Source organism: Anaerostipes hominis (ex Lee et al. 2021), assembly GCF_002270485.1.
In the GTDB taxonomy this organism is placed as follows: Bacteria; Bacillota; Clostridia; order Lachnospirales; family Lachnospiraceae; genus Anaerostipes; species Anaerostipes hominis.
In genome coordinates this window covers 42539-67806 of the sequence record NZ_NQOG01000014.1, presented here as the reverse complement: position 1 = coordinate 67806, position 25268 = coordinate 42539, and the positions used below count along the sequence as shown (strand labels likewise).

21 protein-coding genes, 1 pseudogene, 1 CRISPR repeat array and 1 riboswitch are annotated in these 25268 nt (G+C 42.4%); of the genes and pseudogenes, 4 read left to right on the top strand and 18 right to left on the bottom strand.

What is annotated here, in order from left to right; translation table 11 throughout:
• Positions 1 to 194: 194 nt before the first annotated feature.
• A complete protein-coding gene (locus CI597_RS12590; protein WP_024728330.1) occupies positions 195 to 803 on the bottom strand; it encodes an ECF transporter S component in 609 nt (202 codons plus the stop codon).
• 125 nt (positions 804 to 928) lie between these two features.
• Positions 929 to 1079, bottom strand: a riboswitch (FMN riboswitch).
• Between the two features lie 210 nt (positions 1080 to 1289).
• Between CI597_RS12590 and CI597_RS12585 the strand changes: the two genes are divergently transcribed.
• Entirely contained in the window at positions 1290 to 2318 is a 1029-nt protein-coding gene (locus tag CI597_RS12585; RefSeq protein ID WP_024728331.1) for a 3-deoxy-7-phosphoheptulonate synthase, read from the top strand.
• Here CI597_RS12585 and CI597_RS12580 read toward each other — a convergent pair.
• The 10 genes from CI597_RS12580 to CI597_RS12535 all read right to left on the bottom strand — a co-directional run bounded on the left by CI597_RS12580 (position 2289) and on the right by CI597_RS12535 (position 15292).
• Entirely contained in the window at positions 2289 to 2852 is a 564-nt protein-coding gene (locus tag CI597_RS12580) for a hypothetical protein (RefSeq protein ID WP_024728332.1), read from the bottom strand. The two genes, CI597_RS12585 and CI597_RS12580, sit on opposite strands and share 30 nt — an antisense overlap.
• Positions 2853 to 2955: 103 nt before the next feature.
• Positions 2956 to 3483, bottom strand: a complete 528-nt coding sequence (locus tag CI597_RS12575) for an NUDIX hydrolase (protein WP_024728333.1) — start codon at positions 3481 to 3483, stop codon at positions 2956 to 2958.
• Between the two features lie 15 nt (positions 3484 to 3498).
• Complete coding sequence (locus CI597_RS12570) at positions 3499 to 4638, bottom strand: mannitol dehydrogenase (RefSeq protein WP_024728334.1); 1140 nt, start codon at positions 4636 to 4638, stop codon at positions 3499 to 3501.
• Between the two features lie 43 nt (positions 4639 to 4681).
• The gene (locus CI597_RS12565; RefSeq protein WP_034549974.1) at positions 4682 to 5389 is read right to left on the bottom strand and encodes a DeoR/GlpR family DNA-binding transcription regulator; all 708 of its coding nucleotides are present in this window, start codon (positions 5387 to 5389) and stop codon (positions 4682 to 4684) included.
• 89 nt (positions 5390 to 5478) lie between these two features.
• Positions 5479 to 7335: a PTS mannitol transporter subunit IICBA gene (locus CI597_RS12560; RefSeq protein ID WP_024728336.1), complete on the bottom strand. Its 1857-nt coding sequence runs from the start codon at positions 7333 to 7335 to the stop codon at positions 5479 to 5481.
• 51 nt (positions 7336 to 7386) lie between these two features.
• Entirely contained in the window at positions 7387 to 8187 is an 801-nt protein-coding gene (locus tag CI597_RS12555) for an SDR family oxidoreductase (protein ID WP_024728337.1), read from the bottom strand.
• 282 nt (positions 8188 to 8469) lie between these two features.
• Positions 8470 to 10017, bottom strand: coding sequence for a ribonuclease Y (gene rny / locus CI597_RS12550; RefSeq protein WP_024728338.1), 1548 nt, complete (start codon positions 10015 to 10017; stop codon positions 8470 to 8472).
• A gap of 80 nt (positions 10018 to 10097) precedes the next feature.
• Positions 10098 to 11411: an alpha-amylase family glycosyl hydrolase gene (locus tag CI597_RS12545; protein ID WP_024728339.1), complete on the bottom strand. Its 1314-nt coding sequence runs from the start codon at positions 11409 to 11411 to the stop codon at positions 10098 to 10100.
• Between the two features lie 29 nt (positions 11412 to 11440).
• Positions 11441 to 14578 carry an FtsX-like permease family protein gene (locus CI597_RS12540; RefSeq protein WP_024728340.1) on the bottom strand — a complete coding sequence of 1046 codons (3138 nt, stop codon included), beginning with the start codon at positions 14576 to 14578 and terminating at the stop codon, positions 11441 to 11443.
• Between the two features lie 9 nt (positions 14579 to 14587).
• A complete protein-coding gene (locus CI597_RS12535; protein WP_024728341.1) occupies positions 14588 to 15292 on the bottom strand; it encodes an ABC transporter ATP-binding protein in 705 nt (234 codons plus the stop codon).
• 253 nt (positions 15293 to 15545) lie between these two features.
• Here CI597_RS12535 and CI597_RS18640 point away from each other — a divergent pair, with 253 nt between their 5' ends.
• Together CI597_RS18640 and CI597_RS12525 are read left to right on the top strand one after the other, a co-directional pair.
• Positions 15546 to 15761 carry a hypothetical protein gene (locus CI597_RS18640; protein WP_235824624.1) on the top strand — a complete coding sequence of 72 codons (216 nt, stop codon included), beginning with the start codon at positions 15546 to 15548 and terminating at the stop codon, positions 15759 to 15761.
• Positions 15762 to 16069: 308 nt separating this feature from the next.
• On the top strand, positions 16070 to 16249 hold the full coding sequence (locus CI597_RS12525) for a hypothetical protein (protein ID WP_051405234.1): 180 nt from the start codon (positions 16070 to 16072) through the stop codon (positions 16247 to 16249).
• Between the two features lie 511 nt (positions 16250 to 16760).
• On the opposite strand, the gene CI597_RS12520 is transcribed toward CI597_RS12525, so the two are convergent.
• The 6 genes from CI597_RS12520 to CI597_RS12485 form a co-directional block, all read right to left on the bottom strand.
• Positions 16761 to 17588: a PRD domain-containing protein gene (locus tag CI597_RS12520; protein WP_024728343.1), complete on the bottom strand. Its 828-nt coding sequence runs from the start codon at positions 17586 to 17588 to the stop codon at positions 16761 to 16763.
• Positions 17589 to 17623: 35 nt separating this feature from the next.
• Positions 17624 to 19033, bottom strand: coding sequence for a glycoside hydrolase family 1 protein (locus CI597_RS12515; RefSeq protein ID WP_024728344.1), 1410 nt, complete (start codon positions 19031 to 19033; stop codon positions 17624 to 17626).
• A gap of 14 nt (positions 19034 to 19047) precedes the next feature.
• Positions 19048 to 20934 carry a beta-glucoside-specific PTS transporter subunit IIABC gene (locus tag CI597_RS12510; protein ID WP_095142955.1) on the bottom strand — a complete coding sequence of 629 codons (1887 nt, stop codon included), beginning with the start codon at positions 20932 to 20934 and terminating at the stop codon, positions 19048 to 19050.
• A gap of 503 nt (positions 20935 to 21437) precedes the next feature.
• A complete protein-coding gene (locus tag CI597_RS19750) occupies positions 21438 to 21497 on the bottom strand; it encodes a hypothetical protein (protein ID WP_412215604.1) in 60 nt (19 codons plus the stop codon).
• A gap of 480 nt (positions 21498 to 21977) precedes the next feature.
• Positions 21978 to 22220 (bottom strand): helix-turn-helix domain-containing protein, encoded by a 243-nt coding sequence (locus tag CI597_RS12490; RefSeq protein WP_034549977.1) that lies wholly within the window; start codon positions 22218 to 22220, stop codon positions 21978 to 21980.
• A complete protein-coding gene (locus CI597_RS12485; protein ID WP_024728346.1) occupies positions 22217 to 22552 on the bottom strand; it encodes an RNA polymerase sigma factor in 336 nt (111 codons plus the stop codon). The genes CI597_RS12490 and CI597_RS12485 overlap by 4 nt, the downstream gene beginning before the upstream one ends.
• A 180-nt stretch (positions 22553 to 22732) precedes the next feature.
• Between CI597_RS12485 and CI597_RS12480 the strand changes: the two are divergent.
• Positions 22733 to 23693, top strand: a pseudogene (locus CI597_RS12480) (IS256 family transposase).
• Between the two features lie 243 nt (positions 23694 to 23936).
• Positions 23937 to 24877: direct repeats of the CRISPR family, unit length 30 nt; unit sequence ATTTCAATACAACACTTGTTTTTATTTATC.
• 213 nt (positions 24878 to 25090) lie between these two features.
• Here the strand turns inward: CI597_RS12480 and CI597_RS12475 are convergent.
• Positions 25091 to 25264, bottom strand: a complete 174-nt coding sequence (locus CI597_RS12475) for a DUF4250 domain-containing protein (protein WP_081723878.1) — start codon at positions 25262 to 25264, stop codon at positions 25091 to 25093.
• Positions 25265 to 25268: the final 4 nt, after the last annotated feature.

Genomic DNA, 25268 nt, shown 5'->3' with positions numbered 1-25268 from the left:
CTACGATTTCGCTATCCCTTCTTCTCGCCCACACCTCACGATGCAAACCTTGGGAGTCGCTTACAAGTTCGTCGGTAGCTACGCCTATGTGGACTTGCACCACAGAACACGGACATGCCCGTCATACTTAAAAAACGTCAATCCTTAATTTCGGATTGACGTTTTATTATATTCTGTGATAGTTGTCTTAAATCTTAATGTTTTCCTTTCAAGATCGGGGATATCCTCTTATATACCAAAAATGTGATTACAACGCTGAACATTCCTTTTACGAAGGTAAATGGCATGTTAAACCAAATTAATGCATCCCATAAGTTCCTGACATTGTGGTTGATCGCCTGGTAAGCTCCGATGATCGCTTCCATCGGCATGAAGTTTTCATAGACCGGATAGACGATAAAGTAGTTGGAAAACACACTCACGACTGCCATTATAACGGCTCCTGTCAGGGCACCGATCAATGCTCCCTTCTGTGATTTATTTCTCTTATAGATCAAACCTGCCGGAAGTACAAAGCAGACTCCCAGGATGAAGTTGGAAATCTCGCCTACTCCGCCGGACGTAGTGTGCAGAAGATTTACGATATTTTTAATAAAGCACACTGCGATGCCGGATACCGGCCCCATGGAAAACGCGGCGATCAGAGCGGGAAGTTCGGAAAAGTCCATCTTAATGAATCCCGGCATGATAAACGGTACGCTGAATTCAAAAAACATCAGGATTGTGGCCAGCGCTCCAAGCATGGCGGTCACTGTGATCTTTCTTACATTTACTTTACTCACTGCTGCTGTTTCATTCATCATTTTCTTTCTCCTCCATTTAACAATTCTTTTATTCTGAGGGGGCTGTCTGATCCAATCCCGCAAAATAAAAAATGCCCATGTCACCAAAGACAGGGCTGTGCTGAACGATACAAAAATACCGTCCATGGTTACTTCTTTCATCCAGACTATACTGTTGGTTTGAGATTCACACTCAATCGGCCTTTCGGTTCGCGGACTTGGCTTCTAAATAAAGAAGAATCACCGCCAGTCGAGAATTGACGCTTTTAAACGCCTCACTCTGCCCTGAAGTTGGAGAATTATTATTCTCTACTTCGATATGCAATTTTATACTACGTTTATTATAGACAAATTTTTCCCGTTTGTAAAGTCATCTTCAGAATTTTTTCGGGTACACATCGTTTTGTCTTTCCTTCTTTACAGCACTGTGGACATTTGGTAAACTTATAACAATCGGCTTTATGGGCCGTCTACATACAGATTGAGATATAAAGGAGAGGTAAGATTATGGGTATGCATAGAATCAATAAAATGCCGTCTTCTGAGGAACTTCAGCAGGAATTTCCTTTGAGCGAAGAGGCAAAACAGATAAAAATGGCGAGAGATGAAGAGATCAAAAAGGTCTTTACAGGGGAGTCCGAAAAGTTTATCGTGATCATCGGTCCCTGCTCTGCCGACAATGAGACAGCGGTGATGGACTATCTGGGACGACTGGCCGGCGTTCAGAAAAAAGTTTCCGACAAACTTCTGATGATCCCCAGGATCTATACAAATAAACCGAGAACAAACGGCGCCGGATACAAGGGAATGGTTCACCAGCCGGATCCAGAGAAAGCTCCGGATATGGCAGCAGGTCTCCGTTCCGTGAGAAAACTCCACATCGACGCTCTGGAAGCATTCCACATGCCTGCGGCTGATGAGATGCTTTATCCCGGAAACTGGCCTTATATGGAAGATATTTTATCCTACGTAGCCGTAGGTGCCCGTTCCGTAGAAAATCAGCAGCATCGTCTAACTGTCAGCGGGTTCGACATTCCCGCAGGGATGAAAAACCCAACCGGAGGCGATCTCACCGTAATGATGAATTCTATCGTGGCCGGACAGAGTTCCCACAATTTCATTGCCAACGGCTATGAAGTAAATACAGACGGAAATCCTCTGACCCATGCGATCCTCCGCGGCTCTGTCAACAAGCACGGCAACAATGTGCCGAATTACCACTATGAAGATCTGGCAAGAGTTGCTTATATGTATGAAAAATTCGGCCTTGCGAACCCGGCTGTCATCGTGGATGCCAACCACTCTAACTCCGGAAAGCAGTGGGATCAGCAGCCAAGGATTGTCCAGGAAGTTCTCCACAGCCGAAGCTTCCTCCCCGAGATCAATTCTCTCGTTAAAGGCATCATGATCGAAAGCTACATTGAAGACGGCAGCCAGCCGATCGGAAACGGCGTGTACGGCCAATCCATCACAGACCCCTGCCTTGGATGGGAAAAGACCGAGGAATTACTTTATAAGATGGCTGAACATGTTTAAAATTCCCGGATTGACATAGCTCTCTAAAAAGCAGCCCAGCACCAGCAGTATCAGTTCCAGATGAATGGAAAACTTTTTTAAGAAGGAATGACCTGTATCAAAGGTTATTTCTTCTTTTTTTTCATCTCTTACATTCCGCTGGTACAGAAGATACATAGACCCGCCGTAACAGATATAGTGCGGAAACAGGCTCAGTATCACAATCAGCAGGCCTGCAATTCCTAAATTCATCACCTGGAGAGACAGGATAGAGCCCAGAAAAAAAGAAAGGCTGAAAAGTCCGCCGTATAAAAGCACAACCGGCTTCAAAATAAAACCGATCAGAAATAGAATTCCGTACTGTTTTCCCCTCTTAAATAAAATATAGGGCAGAAGGCTGCTGCCTGATATGTATAATCCTTTCCCGCTGAGCACAAGGGAATCCATCTGTCCCCCATACTCCAGATAATCTTTATACACTGCATTTGTAAAAAGGCTTCCCAGCACAAGACCGGTCAGCACGAACACGCCGATGAAAAATTTCTTCCGCTCCATCTAAATTCCCTCCCAGATATCATTTGCTCCGCAGATATAAAAAAAGAGCCACATAAAATTATATGTGCTCTCTTTTTTCTTTATGACACCGGGTATCTCATCCTTACAGCGTATTTAAATATGTCATGATTCCAGAAATCGTCTTGGCATCCACGATCTCTCCTTTTAGGATCATATCCTTCACTTTCTCCGGCGTAAATTCATATACATCGATAAACTCGTCTTCGTCCAGATTCTGCTCTGTCTTATGAAGTCCGGTCCCGACAAAGATCGGGATTTTTTCGTCGCAGAAGCCAATGGCAGTTACAATCGTGATCAGAGGTTCAATCTTTTCTGCCCTGCATCCTGTCTCTTCCTCGATCTCCCTTTTTACACAGTCGTACCCGCTCTCCCCCTGTTCAATACCTCCAGCCGGTATCTCATAAGTCATTGCATCCAGAGCATTTCTATATTGACGGACCAGCAGGATATTTCCTTCCTCTGTGACCGGAATAATCGCTGCTGCTCCCGGATGCTTTACCAGGTCCCAGGTGACAGTATTGCCATTGGGCAGTGTAATGATATCTTCATAAAAGCCCACTACTTTTCCCTGGTGTACAAGATTCTGTCTGATTTTTTTATATCCATCCATATGATTCCCCACCTTTTAGCTTACAGACTGATGATAATATTCGATTACACGTTTTGCAATCGGGCTGTCTGCGTCCAGACCAGTATATTCAGATACCGCCTGTTCAATTCCGTTATTTTTAATTTCCTGCTGAAGTTTCTGTGCGTTTGCGTCCCTGGGCTCCGCATATTGGAATCCGGCCGCCATAGCTTTGGCGATCGAATCGAAACTGACGCCGTGTTTCAGACACAGCTCGGCGGCTCCTGTCAGACGGTCTCCTTTTGACAATTTACGAATCGGATCGTATCCTACCCTGTAGATAGAATCCGGAAGCACACCCTTGGCCGGTGCAAAATAAACGAGATTGTGCAGCTCTTCCGGTGTAATCGGATATTCCTTCATAACGGCTGCCGTGATCTCCTCTACCACTCCTTCCACAACTTCCGCGATCTCAGGATCAGCCTCAGATTCCGGAATCGTACTGTACCCCTTTAAATATCCCATATAGGCCAGCGTTGCATGGGGACCGTTGACTGCGGTGACTTTAATGTCTTTGAGCATCTCAATCTTGTCCGTAAGTTCCATCCATTCCACATCACTGAAATCGTTATTGACCGGCTGCTGGATCAAAAGCGAATTAACTGCAACGGTATCAATGTGAACATCGTAATTGCTCTTCGCATCTGTACTTCTGCGGATAATAGAGTCGCGGATCACTACATTCTGATCAAACCACTCCTTTGCTTCTTCGGACAAGTCTTTTCTGAATGCCTCCGTAATTCCCGGGATCAGATAGTTTTTATTTGTAATACAGATCATAGTCAGTCTGCGGTCCGGATGAACCCTGTAAAATTCTTCAAAGCACTTCGCCAGATAACCTGCCGCCTCTTCAAAATCTTCCGGGTAAAGGGGAAGTACGATCACATCCGTCTCCAAGAAAGCTTCCATGCATGAGTATTCTTCATCACAAGTATATGCTTTAAAATTTTTGACAGTACGGTTTTGTATTTCATCCACCCGGTGTACCTTCACATAATAGCATCCGTGTTTTTGTAATTCTTCTGAAACTCTCGGGTCCTTATCCAGGAATGTAATATTCCATCCCGCATTGTCAAAAGTTTCGCCTACAAACCCTTTTCCTAACCGTCCTGCTCCTACAATCAATACATTCTTCATTTTTCCTCCTAATCAGTGTTATGTCTGAAAGACAGCTCTATATTTACTGATCAGAATCTGTAATCAAATATGTAATATCACCTGTCTTGCATATGACATAATTTGACACAGATCCGATCTTTTCCTTCGTCACAAGCGCTGCAGTCTGATAAGAGACAGAAAGCATCTTCTGTTTCAGCTGGCATTCTTCTATGGATGAATGGCTGATGCCCACTTCACTGCTCATACAGTAAATTCCCATAAAATACAAATCCGGATGAAGCAGTTCCAGCTGTTTGATGACTTCATATCCATAAGTGGCCATGGAAGACTTATACAGATTCCCGCCCAGTGTGATCACATCGATGTTTGGATAATCCCTTAAAAGAAGGATGATCGGGATACTGTTCGTAATAACCGTACAGCGCATGTGTTTATCCAGGTGCCTGATCACCTGATAATTGGTTGTTCCGTCATCAATCAAAATCACTGATCCGGGTTTAATCAATTCTGCGCCCTTTTTGGCCAGACGAATCTTTTCTTCCAGATTCAGATCAATCCTTGCATCAAAATCTTCCTTCAAAGGTCCGTTTTTTACCGCTCCGCTGTGCACCTTCTTCAGAAGGCCTCTCTGGTCTAATTCTTTAATATCTCTGCGGATCGTATCCTCAGAAACTTCAAGCCTCACACTTAATTCGCTGGCAATAATTTTATTTTCGAGGGACAGTATCTCCAGGATCTTATCCTGCCTCTCTGCTTTTAACATCTTCATCGCTTTACCTTCTCCTACACATACATTCTGTTGATTAAATTAATATTATTATAACGAATCCGCCGAAAAAGGGAAAGCAAAAGCGGCCATTAAATATTCTTCAATATTTCCATTATCTCTTGTTTGTTTTCAGCGCGCCTCATCTTTTCAATATTTTCTTCCTCAGCACAGATCAATGCTATGTTGCTGAGCATATTCAGATGAGTGCCGTCTTTTCCGGCGATGCCTATGACTACATATGCAATATTTCCATCACCAAAATCAACGCCTTCCGGAACCTGTACTACAGACAGGCCCGATGTATATATTTCCGAATCCGACGATTCTATCCCATGAGGGATCGCCAAATGGTTTCCGATATAGACAGAGAATCTCCTCTGCCTCTCCAGCATATGTTCAATATACTTCGGAGTCGTATACGCGTTTTCCATTAAAATTTTTCCGGCATACCGGATTGCCTCTTCTTTATCTTTTACCTTTACATTTAACGCAATATTTTCTTCTGATAAAATAGGTTTTACTTTTTCTTTGCCGTTTCTGTCTTCGATCACTTCCAGAGCCCGGTCGTAATCAGCTTCTTTCAGGAAGTTGTTGATCGCCAGAAATTCCTTGCCTGTATTATCTACACTGAGTTTGGCCCTCTCAATCAGCCCTTCCAGCGTGATAATCATGTCTGCATCAGGATCGATCCGGCTGGCTGATGAATTCTTTACTTTAATATCTTTGTATCCTTCTTTCTGGAGACGGTTCTTTAAAACCGATGCTCCCATGGCACTGGACCCCATTCCCGAATCACAGGCCACAATGATGTAACGAATGGCGCCTCCTAAAGAAGGCTTATGTTTCTTAAAGGCCGCTTCCGGCTTTTCTGCCTTTGTTCCCATATCGACACCGGCCACGGCAAGATCTGCCTCTTCCTCCGGAGAGCCTATGGTCTTCAGAATAAATGAACCGATCAGCAGCGCCACCGCGAATCCCGCTCCGATTGCCAGAACATTTGCCACCGCAGCATCCTTTGGTGTCATAAGGGCTATATTTATCAAACTGCCCGGAGACGGCATGCCGACCAGACCGCCGCCCAACACGACCAGGAGCAGAAGAGAGGTTGCAAGCCCTCCCATCGTGGCAAAAATCATGATCGGATTTGCCAGGACAAAAGGAAAATACACTTCCCCGATACCGGCGATTCCCGCAATAAACATCGCCATGGGAGCTGTCTCTTTTGCTTTTCCCTTTCCAAAAACAGCAATGGAGCATAAGGTGCCCAGCAGCGGACCACAGTTAGAATCGAGCAGGAACATCAGGGATTTACCGGCCTCCTGGGCCTGAGCGAATGCAATCGGTGAGATGATTCCATGATTTACTGCATTGTTCAAAAACAACACCTGGGCAGGACACATGAATACAGCCAAAAGCGGAATCAGTTTCTTCGCGATCAGGAAGTTTATTCCTGCCGTCAAAAATGCGATAATTGCATTTACCACCGGCCCGATGATCAAATAACCGAGGATAGCCAAAGCAAATCCAAGGATTCCAAGGCTGAAATTATTGATGAGCATTTCAAATCCGGGCTTGATTTTTCCCTCCACTGCACGGTCAAACTTCTTTAGAATCCATGAGGAAAACGGACCCATGATCATGGCTCCGCTGAACATAGTGATATCAGAACCCACAATCACTCCCATGGTAGTAAATGCACCGATAACACCTCCCCGCTGTCCATGGATATTATAGCCTGCCGTATAGCCGATCAGAAGCGGCAGCAGATAATTTAATATCGGACCTACCATCTCATTTAATTTTTCGTTGGGAATCCACCCTGTTGGTATGAACAATGCTGCCAGCAGTCCCCAGCCCACAAATGCACCCAGATTCGGCATGACCATCCCGCTCATATGCCCGCCAAATTTACGAATTCTGTCCAGTGCCCCTGCTTTTGTTTCCATATCTTACACCTCCGGTTCTCATTCTTATACTTTTTACTATTTAAATGCTTTTTAACGTGTAGACTTAGCTCCGCTGATATTTACAGTAGTTCCTGATATGTAACTTGCGCGGTCGGACATCAGGTAGCAGATCAAATCGGCAACTTCATCTAATTTCCCCGGCCTTCCCATAGGAATAACTTTTTCATAATCAGATGAAATATTGTTCTTATCCTGTCCTCTTGTATAAGCAAGTGCTTCAAATGCTGCGTCGTTATTCATAGGAGTTCTCTCGTTAATCGACGGCGCCACACCGACAACACGGATATTATAAGGGCCCAGCTCCTTCGCCCATGACATTGTGTAAGAAAGGACTGCTCCTTTGGTGCCTGAATAGCAGCTCTGTCCTTTAGATCCCTGCATCCCTGCCTCAGATGACATATTTACGATCACTCCGGATTTCTGTTTTATCATGTAACGTGCAACAGCCTGTGAGCACAGGAACACTCCTTTTTGATTTACATTGACCATAAAATCGAAGTCTTCTTCTGAAAGTTCATATTCCGGCCGTTTTCCGTAAAAATCAACCAGCAGTCTCGGACGGCTGACTCCTGCATTGTTAAGAAGGCCATCAATTTTTCCATATTTTTTTATAACCTGCTCAACCATCGCATCCACACTTTTCTTGTCGGCAACGTTGCACTCAACAAAAAAGATATTCTCATCCTTTTCAAATCTCTCATTGTTTCTCAAATCCGCTACTACTACTGCCGCACCGTTTTGTCTCAATGTCTCAACTACATGTTCACCGATCCCCTGGCTTCCGCCTGTTACGATCATAACTTTCCCGCTTAAATCCATCCATTTTTCCATATTTGCTTTCCTTTCTTTCTGCATTTTTTTGCGTCTTCATTTGCATTTCATGCGTCTATTTGCCTGTTTTATTTGCTATGTCTTTATAATACCAGCATATTTTTGCATTGTCAATGCTATTTCTTGCAGTTATATGCGTTTTTATATAAAATAACCCGCATTCTTCGTACAAAAATGCGGTTATCTGCATGTTTTTTGCGGTTCAAATATGTGTAAAAGATTTCTCACAGCAGAAAAAGACAGCAGATGAATAAATTCATCTGCTGTCTCACTTTACATTGATTATTTCGCATAGTCCACAACCCGTGACTCACGGATAATATTGACCTTGATCTGTCCCGGGTAATCCAGGTTATCTTCCACCTGTTTTGAAATATCCCTGGCCAGCAAAATCATGTCGTCGTCACTGATCTGTTCCGGAACTACCATTACCCGGATCTCCCGACCTGCCTGAATCGCAAAAGTTTTATCAACACCCTGGAAGGAATCTGCGATCTCTTCCAGCTGTTTCAGCCTTGTCGTATAGCTTTCCAGTGTCTCGCTTCTCGCTCCCGGTCTCGCTGCAGAAATTGCATCTGCAGCCTGAACAAGACAAGCGATTAATGTATCTGGTTCTGCATCCCCATGATGGGACTCCACTGCATTGATTACGATTGGATGTTCCTTGTACTTCTTGCACAAGTTCACTCCAAGTTCTACGTGGGAACCTTCCACTTCGTGGTCGATAGCTTTTCCAATATCATGGAGCAGCCCAGCGCGCTTTGCCATCCTGACATCGACTCCGATCTCAGATGCCAGCAGCCCTGAAAGCTGTGCCACCTCCATAGAGTGCTTCAGTGCGTTCTGTCCATAGCTGGTACGGTATTTCATCTTGCCCAGCAGGCGGACCAGTTCAGGATGGATGCCGTGAACTCCAAGTTCCAGAGTTGCAGCCTCCCCGTCTTCCCGCATCTTCGTCTCCACTTCTTTTGTGGCTTTTTCGACCATCTCTTCGATCCTGGCCGGATGAATCCTTCCGTCCACGATCAGCTTTTCAAGAGCAATCCTTGCAATCTCTCTCCTGACCGGATTAAAACTTGACAATACGACTGCTTCCGGTGTATCGTCGATGATCAATTCTACTCCTGTCATATTCTCAAGGGCACGGATATTTCTGCCCTCCCGGCCGATGATGCGTCCTTTCATCTCGTCGTTTGGAAGCTGTACAAGAGAGATCGTCGTCTCAGCCACATGGTCTACCGCGCACTTCTGAATGGCTGTGACCACATATTCCTTAGCTCTCTTTCTCGCATCTTCCTTTGCTCTGGATTCCATCTCTTTTACGAGCATCGCTGTCTCGTGCTTTACGTCTTCCTTAACTGCTGATAATAGTTGTTCTTTTGCCTGATCAGAGGTCAGCCCAGAAATTCTCTCCAATTCCTGTAAGTGTTTGGACTTGAGCTCCTGCACTTTTGCCTTGTCTGCCTCAAAATTCTTTTCTTTGGCAGTCAGAGACTGTTCTCTGCGCTCCAGCATCTCAGCCTTTTTGTCAACAGTTTCTTCCTTGTTGAGAACGCGCTTTTCGTACTTCTGCAGTTCGCCCCTGCGTTCCTTTGTTTCCTTTTCAAAGTCATGTCTCGCTTTTATAGTTTCTTCCTTGATCTCAAGTGAAGCTTCGCGTTTCTTCGCATCCGCTGCTTTTATGGCTTCATCTATAATATCTCTGGCTTTGCTCTCTGCATTTCCAATGGTTACTTCCATGGCCTTCCTGCTTCTTTGATTGGCAACAAGGACGGAAATTGGCGCTACAATGACCAGAGTTGCGATAATGGCAATAATTATACTTACCACAGGCCTCCTCCTTATTCAATTTTTTGTGCATAAAACACTCTTCTAATTTTAAATGTTTTTGCACAAAAAGTCAAGAAAGCCTAATGCTCAGGTTGAATAATTACAGCCTGGTACGGAGGAATCAAAAGCCCTCCCCCAAAATCCTTCTCTTCTCCAGTCAAGAGATCTGTACCTTTTCCCGCTCTGGCGTCAAAATGCAGCGTGTATTCCTCCGGTCCTGCATTCAGGGCAAAGATAATTCTCTCTTCTCCGGCTTCCCTCTCAAAAGCGATGATATCCTGTTCCGTGCGTATTTCTCTGTAACCGCCGTCTTTCAGTGCCTGACTGTCTTTCCTCACCTCTGAAAGCTTTGCGATGTATTTATAGAGTTCTCCCTGCTTAAGATCCTCAGGTCTTACTCTCGGACGAAGTGAATCGTCACTGCCAGGTTCCTTAAATCCTTCGATTCCCCACTCACTTCCGTAGTAGACGGACGGTACCCCCGGCATGGCAAACATGAGTGCATAGATCAGAGGCAGATGCTTTTCATCCGTAAGCTGGGTGGCAATCCGCATCACATCGTGGTTATCCACAAAACTGTACAGAGGGAGCCCCTGGTAAAGCGTCCATGGTTCCGGCCCAAACTGCCGGTTCAGAGAATAACCGATCTCATGCATGTTGTGGGTATTAAAACTGGAGTACAATCCCTTATAACATTCATAATTCGTGACAGAATCAAGCATATGGTGATTGACCAGCGTGCTGTAATCCCCGTGCAGCATTTCTCCTATAAAGACCATCTCGGGATTTCTGTCTCTGGCAAAATCCACCAGAGTCTTCATAAACGTCCGGTTCAGCATATAGGCTACATCCAGGCGGATACCATCGATCTCGAATTCATCCATCCACATACCCACTGCATCCAGAAGGTGGTCTCTGACTGCCGGATTATCCAGATTTAATTTTACCAGTTCAAAATGGCCTTCCCAGCCCTCGTACCAGAATCCGTCGCCGTAGTTGCTGTTCCCGTCAAAATTGATATAGAACCAGTCTCTGTATTCAGAATCCTGTCTCTTTTCCAAAACGTCCTGAAATGCCCAGAACTCTCTGCCCACATGGTTGAATACACCGTCTAAAACAACTTTTATCCCTTCCTCATGCAGGGTGCCGCATACTTCCTTAAAATCCTCGTTGGTTCCAAGCCTTTGATCGATCACTTTATAATCTTTCGTATCGTATCCATGGCTGCTGGACTCAAAAACCGGTGAAAAATAAATGGCATTGGCTCCGAGTCCTTTGATATGGGGTATCCATTTCTTCACTTCCAGTATTCCATGTTCTGCCTCATCATCCACAAAAGCTCCCAGCGGAAAAATGTGATAAAATATCAGGTCCTTCATTGTTAATTCTTTCATAGTCAATCTCCCTTCCTACCTTTGGGGTGTCACTCTGTGCTCTTTAAAGATTCTACCATGTTGATCTTCCGAAGCTGGAAAAACATCATGAAATTGATCAGCGCCGCAAACCCTATGGTGAGCAGAACACTGTATAGATAACTGGCCGGCAGGATCTGTCTTCCAAACATGATCAGATCTACCTCCGCAGTCAAAATCACATATCGGTGGAGGAGGATGCCCAAGCCCGCTCCCACAGCTGTGCCTATGATGGTGATCAGGATATTTTCCCTGTAGACATAGGCCGCGGTCTCCATGTCAAAAAAGCCCAGGACTTTAAGGGTTGCAAGTTCCGCCTTCCTCTCCGCGATATTAATGTTGTTCAGATTATATAATACTACAAAAGCCAGTAGTCCGGCAGATACAATTAAAACAAACACAACAATATTCAGATTGTTCAGCATGTCGTTCATCTCTTTCTCAAAATCCGAAGTGAAGGAAACAGATGCAGCTCCGTCCTGTTTCAGCAGGCCTTTTCCGAGATTAGTTTCTGTTTTATCAGATCTGTCCTTGTTTTTTAAAAGAATCTGATTGTACTCCGGCTTTTCTCCATATAGCTTCTGGTATAACTTTTTGGACATATAAACATTGTGGCGCATATAATTCTCTGTGATATGCTCTACTTTTGCTCCAACCGACTTTGTTTCTCCTTCCTTGATCGTGACGGTATCTCCTTCTTTTATGCCCAGGAGGGTGCATACTTTTTCCGTAAGGATCACACCGCTGTCAGAAAGCCGATATTTCTCCCCGGACATCCGGTCCTTAAACCGGATATAAGCCGAAAGTTCTTTCGCATCTTCCGGAACAAACAGAGAAGCCGACTTGCGGTCCCCGTCAAACTCCACATCCACAGAGACATTGTGGATTTTGGTGCTGTTCCGTATTGTATGCTGTTTTTGTATCCAAGATGCAATTTCCTGCTCCTTTTTTACAGACAGATTATCTTCCAGGGTAACCGATGCATCATAGGTCATAATATTTTGATACTGATTTTTTGATATGGCAAAAATAGAATCTTTCAATCCAAAACCGACGAGCAGCAGCGCCATACATCCGCCGATCCCGAATATGGTCATAAAAAACCGCTTTTTATACCGGAACAGGTTTCTTAACGTGGATTTCCACGTAAAGTTTAAATGCCTCCACAGAATTCCGATCTGCTCCAGCAAGATCCGTTTGCCCTCCTTCGGCGCCTCCGGGCGCATCAGCTGCGCCGGTTTTTCCCTCAGCTCCTTATAGCAGGCAAATATGGTGGCTCCAAGCGTGATGCACACAGAAGCCGTGGATGCCGTCAGTGCAAACCTGGTCTCAAACGGATGTTGTACCGGACCGATCCCCGTATACATCATAGAATATGCCTCTATAATGATCTTGGGGAGAATTGTCTCTCCCACAAGCACACCCGCGATGCTTCCGCCTGCCGTGGCAAGCAGGGCATACAATCCATACTTCTTTGCCACATCGAAACCTGTGTATCCCAGAGCCTTTAAAATGCCGATCTGGGTCCTCTGTTCCTCCACCATCCTGGTCATAGTCGTCAGACTCACCAGTGCGGCTACCAGGAAGAAAATCACCGGAAATACTTCTCCGATCGCCCCGATTCTTTCGGTATCCCCTCCGTATTCCACGTAAGACTGGATCCTGTTCCGGTCCAGCACATACCATTTGGGCATCTTTATATCATTAATCTCTTTCCGGGCATCGCCGATCTTTTTCTTTGCCTTGGCAAACTTGCGGTCCGCCTTCTTTTTGGAAGATTTATATTCTTTCTCTCCCTTTTCAAGTTTTTTTCTGGCGTTTGAGAGCTCTTCTCTGGCATCCCGAATTTTCTGTTCACCGCTTTTCAGCTCTTTTTCGTTCTGTCTCAGCAGAGCGGCAGAACGATTCAGCTTTTGTTTATTCGCCTTCAGTTCTTTTTTCCCTTTAGCCAGTTCTTTTTTGGAAGCCTTTAGGACAGCCTCCTCTCTGGACAGTTCTTTCTTTGCCTGCTCAAATTTCATCTGCATTTCCGGAGGAATCTGCCCCATGGCACCTGCCTGCTGCATCTGTTCTCTCAGCTGTTCTTTCGCTTCAAAGAACTGTTTTTCTGCCCTGGCAAGCTTTTTTTCATTGGCCTTGATCTCTTTCCCGGCCTTTGCAAGCTGCTTCTTCCCGCTGTTATAGCTCTGCCATCCTTTTTTTATTTCTTTTTTACCCCGCGAAATCTCAGTCTCCTGGGTTGTGATCTCCCTCTCCCCGGTGTTTATATCATTTTTGGCGTCTACCAGTTTCTTTTTCGCTTTGACAAGCTCTTTATCCGCCTTTTTCTTTTCTTTTATATATATGTCTTCTGCTTTCTTTACTTCCTTTTTGGCCTCATCCTTTATTTCTTTTTGTCTGGCCTCACAGCGGCTGTCGGAAATACCCCTGATCTTTTTTTCTGTTTTCTCTACGATATTGTCGTAATCGTCCGTATATGCGGTCTTCTCTGCCGCTCCTTTCACAGTGATATACAAATCCGTGTAGACATCCAATTTGAAATTTTCTTTCGGCACCACGGCAAAACCGCTGATCTGCCCATTTCCTATGGTTGCCGTTCCCCTGTCCCTGGAAAGGTAATATGAGGAACTTCCCACTCCGACTACTCTGAGTTCTGATTTTTTTAATGTCTCCCCGATATCTTCATCAGTTCCCGAAGACACTGTGATCGTATCGCCGACTTTAATATCCGAATGTTCCATCAGATAAGAATCGATCAGGCACTCGCCATTCGTTTCGGGCATCCTGCCCTCTGTGACTTTGATCTGGTTGAGCCGGCCGGTCGCCGCCATGACTTTTAAGACCATCTCTGTGTCATTCAATTTACAGATCGTATCCACAGAGCAGCTTGGCTCCGCCACGGAAACCCCGGAAATTTCTCTGACCGCCTTTACATCTTTATCTGTGATACCCATGGTGCCAAGGACCCTTAGATCCATGAGCCTGCTCTCGTCAAATTGGGCATCTGCGGTTAACTTCATATCAGGCTCTGTAACCCGGACCCCTGAAAAAAATGCGACTCCCAGGGCTACAATAAAAAAAATGGACAGAAACCTGGGCAGTGTTTTTCGGACCATCATAAAATTGTCTTTATGAAGCGCTTTCTTCATGTGACCCACCTACCATTCTATCGTGTCTACCGATTTAGGTTCCTTATTGATCCACATGTCATGTACTTTTCCGCTCTTGATCTCGATTACACGGTCTGCGATCGGGGCGATCGCAAGATTGTGAGTGATGACGATCACGGTCTTATTTCTCTCCCGGCATGTATCCTGCAAGAGTTTCAAAATAGACTTTCCTGTCTTATAGTCCAGCGCCCCGGTTGGCTCATCGCAGAGCAGGAGCTTTGGATTTTTGGCGAGGGCCCTGGCAATGGAAACCCGCTGCTGTTCTCCTCCGGAAAGCTGGGCAGGGAAATTAGACAGGCGCTCAGAGAGTCCCACATCCGAGAGAATCTGCTCCGCATCCAGCGGATTTTTGCTGATCTGAAGGGCCAGCTCCACATTTTCCAGCGCCGTCAGGTTGGGCACCAGATTGTAAAACTGAAATACAAATCCGATGTCATTTCTCCGGTACTGGGTCAGCTGTCTCCTTGAATACTTTGCGATATCATTTCCATCTACAAAAACAGAACCGGAGGTGACTGTGTCCATCCCTCCCAAAATGTTCAGAATCGTCGTCTTTCCGGCGCCGCTGGCTCCTATGATAACGACAAATTCTCCCTCACTGATGGTAAAATTAATCCCATCCACGGCCTTGGTAACGACCTGTCCCGTCTGATATATTTTCCTCACTTCTTCCAACCGAATAAAACCATCCATATGCAGTTCCCTCCGCTATCCGAGATACATAAATTTTAACATATTTTTGCCCAAATTAATACCTAAATGCGCTGCTGCAGCCCGATGAGGGCGGATTTCTCATGTTTTTAGGATTGTGGGAACACAAAGTGCGGAACAATCCGCAGGTATCCAGGGGTTAAAATATATTTTGACCCCAACATCATTTGATATGTTATGACGAAGTCTATAAAACGTATGTCTGGTATATAAAATTTGAAAGGACTGGCAGCTTATGATCACTAAAGATGACCTGAAATTTTATCGTGAACCTCATCGTGTTCTGGAAAAAGGAGAAGATTATATGTATCTCCTTCCTCATCCGGCACTGCGGGATTGGATTTCAAGTTGCACTGTTACCTTCCCCGGCAATGACATGATCTCAAATCATTACACCGTCATCCCCATGGGTACGCAACTCTGGTATGTTCATGTGATGAGACCAGAATGATCGGCCGGTTTATATGCATTTTTTCCAGCCTGGTCCGCATCAATACAGCATCACCAACGCCTGTAATTTATCCGGGTTTTATGATCTGCCTAACTTTATCCACGATTTTAAATCTGTATGCAAAATTTCTCCACAGGAATGCCGTCGTGAGATGTCCCATTTTTACAGCGAGATTGCCAAATTTTGATCTATAATGTAGGTACAAAGCAGAAAGGAGAAAATATGATATACGGCAGTACGTTGATTTAGGTGTCTGACATGGAAAGATCAAAAAATTTTTATGAGAAGGTAATGGACAAACGGTAGAAATGGATCTGGAGGTTCATGTTTCTTTTGAAAATGACCCGTCTCTGCAGTCCAACTACGAGGAATTGATCGGAGTGAAACTGGAGTTTCTCCATGGAATCAAAGAATATCCTTGGGGCCAGTGTGTTATGCAATTTTACGATTATGACAAATATATCGTAGAGGTAGCATTGAGTATGTAGAGCGTTGCAAAACGTTTTGAGTTTCTTATGAAATTAAAGAAGCTCAATGCCTTATAATGATTTCTATTTATTGTAAAAATAATTCTAGTACAACTCTTGTTTTTATTTTGGTCCTATGTCAAGATTTAGTACAAGTTAAAATGAGAAATTTATCCTCATCTTAACTCGCCAAAAGCAATCCGTCTTTCTAGTAAAAAACACTACATGCGGTTTAAAAAATGGATTTTACCTGCCAATGGTATTATTTGTGATAATATTTATGTTATTACAGGCATTCATACATGCTTTTGATGTCAACAAGATACACGCGTTATTGGCTTTGGAACTGATTCATTTTGGGATTTCACAGATGATGAGGAAAATGGTGAATATTATTGGTCTGATGCATTACACGTAACCTGACTATATATAGGTTTAAATTAACAAATGACTTAATTATTTTATCTCTATAAAGAATGATTTATTTCTGTAAAAAATAAGGAGTATCCAATTTGAATACTCCTGCTTTCTTTTATGATATCACCCTTGAGATGTGAACTGCCAGATACCCTATTTCTTCTTCCGTTATGGTTTTTTGAATGGTGCTTTCGATATATCGTTGTATCTGTCTTACACAACTTAATTCTTTTGGCAGTTTTTCTTTGATATGTTCGTAAAACATCACGCCCTGGTCATCCAGCATTTTATCTTCAAATAGTCTTTGAAGGAAAAACTGGATATGAATGACCAGACGTGTATAATTCATAGAATTAACATCTAATTTCTTCTGAAAAGTCATCTGGATAATATTAAAAATGTTTTTCTGCATTTTGATTCCCAGAATTGTATTTCCCATATCTTTCTGTCCCGACTGAGCATTTACAAGATGAAAAGCAATATTCCCTGCTTCCTCCTCCGGAAGTTCAATGGACAGCTCCTTATTTAAAAAGGCTAATACTCTTTCACTGACCTGATATTCCTTTGGATAAAACTGTTTAATTTCCCAAAGCATCCTGTTTTGAAGCACAATATGATTGTTATATCTTTCCAGAGCATAAATCAAATGATCAAACAAGGTAACAAAAAGCTGTTCATTTAATTCTTTTTCCGACCACAGATTTGCAAGACGAACTGCTTCCTGAACTGTTTCTACGTACTCCTTCGGTGCTTCTTCCAAAAGACTCATGTAATTTTTTGTATTTTCTTCTTTTAATACATATACTTTCTCTATGTCCGACTCTACCAATTCCTTGCCCACAGTATTGGTAAAGCGAAGCCCTCTGCCCATGACGATATGCTCTCTTCCCTTTTCATCGGATACCAATATCAAATTGTTATTTAATATCTTTTTCACAATCATGTTCTTCGTTCCTTTTATACGTCTTTTTTCCTATTCTACAGGCTTTTCCCGTTTTCGGCAATCACTTTCTGATACCAGAAAAAACTATCTTTCGGATACCGTTTCATCTCCTTTAAGTCAAATTCCTCTCTGTCCACATAGATAAAACCATATCTTTTCTTATATCCCTGATGAGTACTGACGACATCAATCGCTGCCCACGGACAATATCCAATCATTTCTACTCCGTCTGCAATGGCCAGTTTCATCTGAATTAAATGCTTTTTCAGAAAATCAATTCGATAATCATCATGTATTTTCCCATCTTCCAGAATATCCGGTGCTCCGATTCCATTTTCTGTTACCAGAATAGGAAGATGATAACGCTCATATACCTTTCTTAAGGTGTAACGGAAGCCTACAGGATCGATTACCCATCCATATTTTGTTTTATCCACATAGGGATTTTCTTCCGGTCTGTATACCCCCTGTTCTCCCAGCATAATCTGCTGGTCTCCTGCCCGCGCGGCCACATCAGAACTATCATTTCTGCTTGCTCCAATGGTAGCGGTAGAATAATAATTCATAGCAATAAAATCCGGATCTGCGTCTTTTAGAATTTCCATATCTCCTGGCAAAATCTCAGGAGCGATTCCCCGATCTTTCATATAAGAAAACGCCAGTGGATGATAGGTTCCAAACACAGGGACATCAGCGAAGTTCCAGCACCGAATCGACACCCAGTTATGGGCAGCGATTGCATCTTCCGGTCTGCATGAAGCAGGATACATAGCAGTAAGATTTAAAGCCGGTCCAATTTTTCCATTCCGCACCATTTTATGAAACAGCTTCATAACTCTGGCCTGCGCCAGCATCATATGATGATTTTGCTGGTAAAGCTCCTTTTTGGTAGGAAGAGTGCCTCCTTTTGGCAAGCCGATTGCTCCCGGATGCAAAATCATTGTATTTTGTTCATTAATTGTAAGCCAGTAAGTAACTTCTCTGCCGTAGATTTCAAACAAAACCCTGGCATACTCTACAAAAGCATCTACAGTTTCCCGTTTATTCCATCCACCCTGTTCTTCCAGACAATAGGGCAGATCAAAATGATACATGGTTACAACAGGCTCTATTTTATATTTTCGACATTCGGCAATGATATTTTTATAATAATCCACTCCCGGCTGATTGATTTTCCCTGTACCTTCCGGTAAAATCCGGGTCCAGGCAATGGAGAAACGATATGCCTTAAGCCCCATTTTGGCAAACCACTGAATATCCTCTTTATAGCGGTGATAATAATCACTGGCTATTCGAAACCCCGCTGTATCTTTTGGATGTTCATACATATCAATAATAGAAGGACTTTTTCCATCCTCCAGGACAGCTCCCTCTACCTGATAGGCAGAGGTTGAAGCTCCCCATAAAAAATTTTCAGGAAAATTCGTTTTAGTATTATAAATCATTTTTCTTACACCCTTTATGCTATTACATGAATGAATTCTTCTGTCGGATTAATTTCTCCTTCTCTGATTGGAACAATCTCTTTATAGTTGTCTGTGTTTCCAACCAATACAGGAGTCACTGTCTCATATCCTGCTTTTTTAATCTCTTCTATATTAAATTCCAGCAGTTTTTCTCCCTTTTTGATCCTGTCTCCAGCATCCTTAACTGCAGTAAATGGTTTTCCTTCCAGATTTACAGTATCAATTCCAACATGGATCAAGAGTTCCATTCCATCATCACTTACTAAACAAATAGCATGTTTTGTATCAAAAACAGAAGCAATTTTTCCATCAAAAGGTGCATAAACACATCCTTCCTCCGGTACGATCGCAGCTCCTTTTCCTAAAATGCCATTGGAAAATACCTCATCAGGAACTTCTTCTAATGGAATCACTCTTCCTTTGATTGGCGCGTAGACAATCTCACCTTTTATTTCACTCTTTACAGTAACATCCTGCAATTTTTCTGATTCAGAAGAAATGTTATCCTTCACCGGACTCTCCTCTTCAGGATCATCAAATCCAAGAATCCAGGATGCCGCAAAACCTGCTGCAAAAGAGATAACAATTGTAATCAATGCATGTACCACATTCATTGGATTTTCCCCAATAAATGCCGGAATTGCTGCCAGTCCCGGAGAGACAAAAGAGTATCGAACCAGTCCGGAAAGACCTGCATAGATTCCACCGATTCCACCGCCGATCATAGAAGCAATAAATGGACGTTTTAATTTCAGATTCACTCCATAAAGACAAGGTTCTGTAATACCCATCACACCTGTAAAACCGGAAGAAGATGCCAACTGTTTTAACTGTCTATTTTTTGTTTTTACTGCAACAGCCAGTGCAGCAGCACCCTGTGCAATGTTTGATGCCAGCATACCAGGACCGTTGACTGTCTCAAATCCTACATTTGTAATCTGCACTGTTGCAATTGGTGTCATAGCCCAGGCTGTTCCTGTCAGAACAAGGAATGGTTGGAAAGCACCCATCAGCATTGGAATCAGCCAGCTTGCTTTTCCATTAATAAAATCTGCTCCTGCCTGTACCATATCATTTAACAGATTACCAAATGGCCCAACAATCAATAAACCAATTGGAATTGAGACAAACATAATAATCAACGGTTTTATAAAAAATTTGATTATAGATGGAGAATATTTCTCTGCAAATTTTTCTACATAAGACAGAATCCATACACCTAAAATAATAGGAATCACAGAATAGGAATAATCTACCAGAGTGACCGGAATTCCAAAGAAACTGATTGCTTCCCCTGCTGCCACGAAACCGCTCCAGGTTGGATGAAGCAAGGCACAAGCCATAGTCATAGCGAGAATAGGGCTGCAGTTAAATTTAATTGCAGCTCCATATGCTAAAAGGACCGGCATGAAATAAAATGGAGCATCTGAGATAAAATTAATGATTCCATAAGTAGTGCCAGTTGTATCAACCAGATTCAGCAGTACTAAAATAGAAAGGACTGCTTTCATCATACCTCCTCCGATTAATGCCGGAATGACAGGAGTAAAGGTTGTAGAGATCACACTGATAATTCTGTTAACTATGCTTCCCTTGTCTTCTTTCTTTTCCTCTTTTCCATTAGAAGCTGCCTGATCTCCCATTTCATCTACAATCACGCGAAACGTAGTCTGGACCTCATTTCCGATGACAACCTGAAATTGTCCTCCTTTATCTACGACGTTGATTACTCCAGGTGTATTTTCAATCCTTTTTAAATCTACTTTATTTTTGTCGTAAAATTCAAATCGCAGTCGGGTTGCACAGTGTGTCAGTCTGCTGATATTATCTTTTCCTCCCACTAGCTTAATTAACTCATGGCCTAATGCCTTGTAATCCATAAAAACTCTCCTTTTCTTTTTTCCTCTCTGTATAAACAACCGCGGACTCGTTTATACAAAAAAAGACCAAGCAGCAATAAAGCCTTATCTAAGACTCTATTCCAAACTTGGTCTTGCCTGCATTACCAGTAACAGCCATAGCTATTCTTTTTTCAACAGCGATATAATAACAAATTTTTTATCCATATGCAAGTATGAATTTATACAAAAATCCCTTAGGTATTTTGGTCACTTTTCATATATTCCTGTCTAACTGATTTTCTTCCCATTATGTCAAACACTAAATCCTTATTTTTAGGCTTTTTCCTACATTGTTGCTTCTTAAAAACTATATAAATTTTTGATTATCTTTTCATAAGTTGGCAAATGTCGGTTTAGCCTGTATTTATGGGCTTTACCGACGTTTTTTGTTTTTGGAGTTTCAACGTAGTAGCCAACCTGCGAATCTTTCAATAGCTGATGGTCTACATTGATTATCCTGATTTCAAAATCCAGATTGTCAGTCAGTCCTCAGCAGTTAATTTCCAAACGTACACGAATTGCGGTTTACCGTTTGCGTCCATGTATTTGTATGCGTATCTTCCGTCTTTTCTCTGACATGATATAAAGCTCCTTTCCATACTGGAATGAGCCGTAATACGATATATGTATATTATACCATATTTTCGGCTTTTTTCATCATATTACGACCAGAGAATCAATGATTTTTTACTCTGGCAAGCTCCACAGGACTTTCACCTTTCCCATTCTGATGGGTGAACCGTGTCATACGGGTGTATCATTATCCAGATATACAGGTCATAGCTGCAACCTTTCCAACAGTTGCCTGCGGAACATTACAGGAATCGCTCACTTTATCTCAAAAGGTCATGGCGTGCAATTTCCGCTGGCTCGCTGCATATCGAACGTATCTATCTGCTTTATTCAGTTGTCAAAGAACTCTTGACTGTGATTGCCAGTCTATGAAAAACCACTATCTGAATAATGGACATTCATAGATTGACAAGTGGAGCAAAAAAAGGGGGCTCCGCCCATCAGAATGGTTAAATTACAATAATCTCAAAGTTTGCAATCATATCCATGACCGCCGCCTGTATTCTGCCTTTCAATTCAGAACCCACCACCATGTAGACGTTTTCATATTCGTCATACAACTGGTGTAAGCTCAACTTTGATATGTACCCATCATAGAATTTTAAGATTTTCTGTATGGCAGCTTCATCACCATCGGTAGCCGCCACAATCACAGCAAAGGGTATGTGTCTTTGGTTGTTATCCGCGGTTATTCCTCCATCATTTTTCTTAATTCTTCCAGAATACTTGTCCTGTGACGGTAAACAGTGGTGCGTAACACGTTTATAAGCTCTCCGATTTCTGCGTCAGACATATCCATAAAGTATGACAACAAAATGATATTGCGTTTTTTCTCTGGTAAACATTTGAGTGCTTTGCTTAACTGGTCGTCCGATACTTGGACTTCCATGCCAAGAAGATTGAACGCTGTATAATCGCTGGAATATCTGTCATAAATGCCAGCCTTATTCAATTCCAAATCCGAAATTTCAGAGAATGGGACTTCATGTTGCAAGCGTCTTGAAATATCACGTTTATACTTCAACGCTGCTCCTTTAATGACTTTTTTCGTAAGGCAATCAAACTGGTCCTATGTCAAGATTTAGTACAAGTTAAGATGAGGATAAATTTCTCATTTTAACTGAGAGTGTGAAACTTTTTCTGTAAAATAGAACTTAGAAGGTTCTTCTATGATAAAATAAAAATCATAGGAGGGCCTTTTATTATGGCAAGAGAAAAGAAACCCGTACACAGAGTACAAATGACGGAAGGGAAACGCAGCATAATCCATCAGCGCCTGGAGGAATACGATATCCAAATTGCTGAAGACATTCAAGATGCCCTAAAAGCTCTCCTTGGCGGAACCATCAAGGGCAAGATCGGAAATCTACTTTTGAACCACAAGTGGTGAAAAACGGCAGAAAGACATTTCTGATATTGACCAAAAGATCATTTCCATGTATGCAAAAGGAATGACGACCCGGCAGATATCAGAAACCATGGAGGAGATCTACGGCTTTGAAACCTCGAAAGGATTTATCTCTGATGTCACAGACAAGATCCTGCCCCAGATGGAAGACTGGCAAAACCGGCCGCTGGATGAAGTCTATCCAATCCTTTATATTGATGCCATCCACTATTCTGTCCGTGACAATGGCGTGATCCGTAAACTTGCCGCCTATGTCATTCTTGGGATTAATGCGGAAGGGAAGAAAGAGGTACTTACAATCCATGTTGGAGAGAATGAAAGTTCAAAATACTGGCTGTCTGTTTTGAATGAGCTGAAAAACTGGGGTGTAAAAGACATCCTTATCATCTGTGCGGATGGTCTTACCGGAATAAAGAAGGCCCTTGCAGCCCTTGAGCGTGTGACAGAGAAATGGGCACCCAAATATCCGAATTCGATGAAACGCTGGAAGGACAACTGGGATGCTGTTTCTCCAATCTTCAAGTTTTCAGCAACCGTCAGGAAGGTGATATACACTACCGATGCCATTGAATCACTGAACTCCACTTATCGGAAGCTGAGCCGCCAGAGAAGCGTATTCCCAAGTGATACGGCGCTGCTGAAAGCACTGTATTTAGCGACATTTGAGGCTACAAAGAAATGGACGGTAACGATGCGGAACTGGGCACAGGTGTATGGGGAGTTACGCATCATGTACGAGGGACGACTTCCAGATTAATTCAAAGACGGCCTAAAAACGGGCGGATTTACCGCCTGCTGTTGACATGTTTTTTGTAACTGTTATATATAAAGCAGGGGCGAAAAGCCTGTTGTTCAAGACTTTCGCCCTTCATTATCATCGAAGAATCTTATTTACAGACTTTTTTATAGTCTCTTTTAACTTGTACTAAATCTTGACATAGGACCAACACTTGTTTTTATTTATCTTGTTTCTACAGGCAAACTTTTTTTATGCATTGTAATTTCAATACAACACTTGTTTTTATTTATCATTAAATACTCTAAAAATATGAATATATAAAGAAATTTCAATACAACACTTGTTTTTATTTATCGAGGATTGGTTATATAAAGAAGATGATAAGCCAATATTTCAATACAACACTTGTTTTTATTTATCACTAGGTAAAGAATCCGATATTGACCGATCGTATTAATTTCAATACAACACTTGTTTTTATTTATCTCTGACACCGGAACAAAAACTCGAAGCAATCCGGAATTTCAATACAACACTTGTTTTTATTTATCATGAAAATGCCGGTTCTCATGGCCATGGATTTTCTTATTTCAATACAACACTTGTTTTTATTTATCTCACAAGATCATTCCAAAATGACAACCGACCTGACATTTCAATACAACACTTGTTTTTATTTATCCCGCTTTAAGATGCGTTGTGATACCTTTGGATTACGATTTCAATACAACACTTGTTTTTATTTATCATTTGAGTTTGGAGTGGAATGCGTGAATTGCGCAAATTTCAATACAACACTTGTTTTTATTTATCCAGATATTATTTCTCAATTAGGCGGTGAAGGGCTATTTCAATACAACACTTGTTTTTATTTATCTACAAAACTTCTCGTAGAAGGGAAAGAGGAAGAGGAATTTCAATACAACACTTGTTTTTATTTATCATTTTCAAACGTATGAGTATCGTTCTCAATCCAAAAATTTCAATACAACACTTGTTTTTATTTATCCACATGATGACGCTGGAACTTGCATTTAAAAATGATTTCAATACAACACTTGTTTTTATTTATCGAAAATGTAAAAACTAAAATACAAAATTTATCAAAATTTCAATACAACACTTGTTTTTATTTATCTGGTCAGCGTCCCTCATTCCATTGTGTTTAAGGAATTTCAATACAACACTTGTTTTTATTTATCCAACGTATTTCCGCCATTCCTTATTTCCATTATAGTCATTTTTCCTGATAAATTCAACGTTTCTCTGAATTTTTCCCAACCGTTTCTGTTTTTCCGGTATTTTCTTTCAAACCGGCTACCAACCGCCATTTTAAGCGGTCTCCCGGCATTTCGTATCTTTTTCAGGTTGGGAAAACCAATAAAAGCCGCCCATCCGGCAGCCTTTATTCTCCACTATCTAAATTGATTTGTCTCAGGATGATATTCATAACCGATACCCGAAAGTTTTGCACTGATCTCCCCTGAGTCCACACACAGACTCTTGCACAGTTCCTCGAAACTGTCATAATAGTCCCTGAGCTGTGTGTTGATGTAGCTTAACAGTATCACCGGATCATTCGGCAGCATTTCT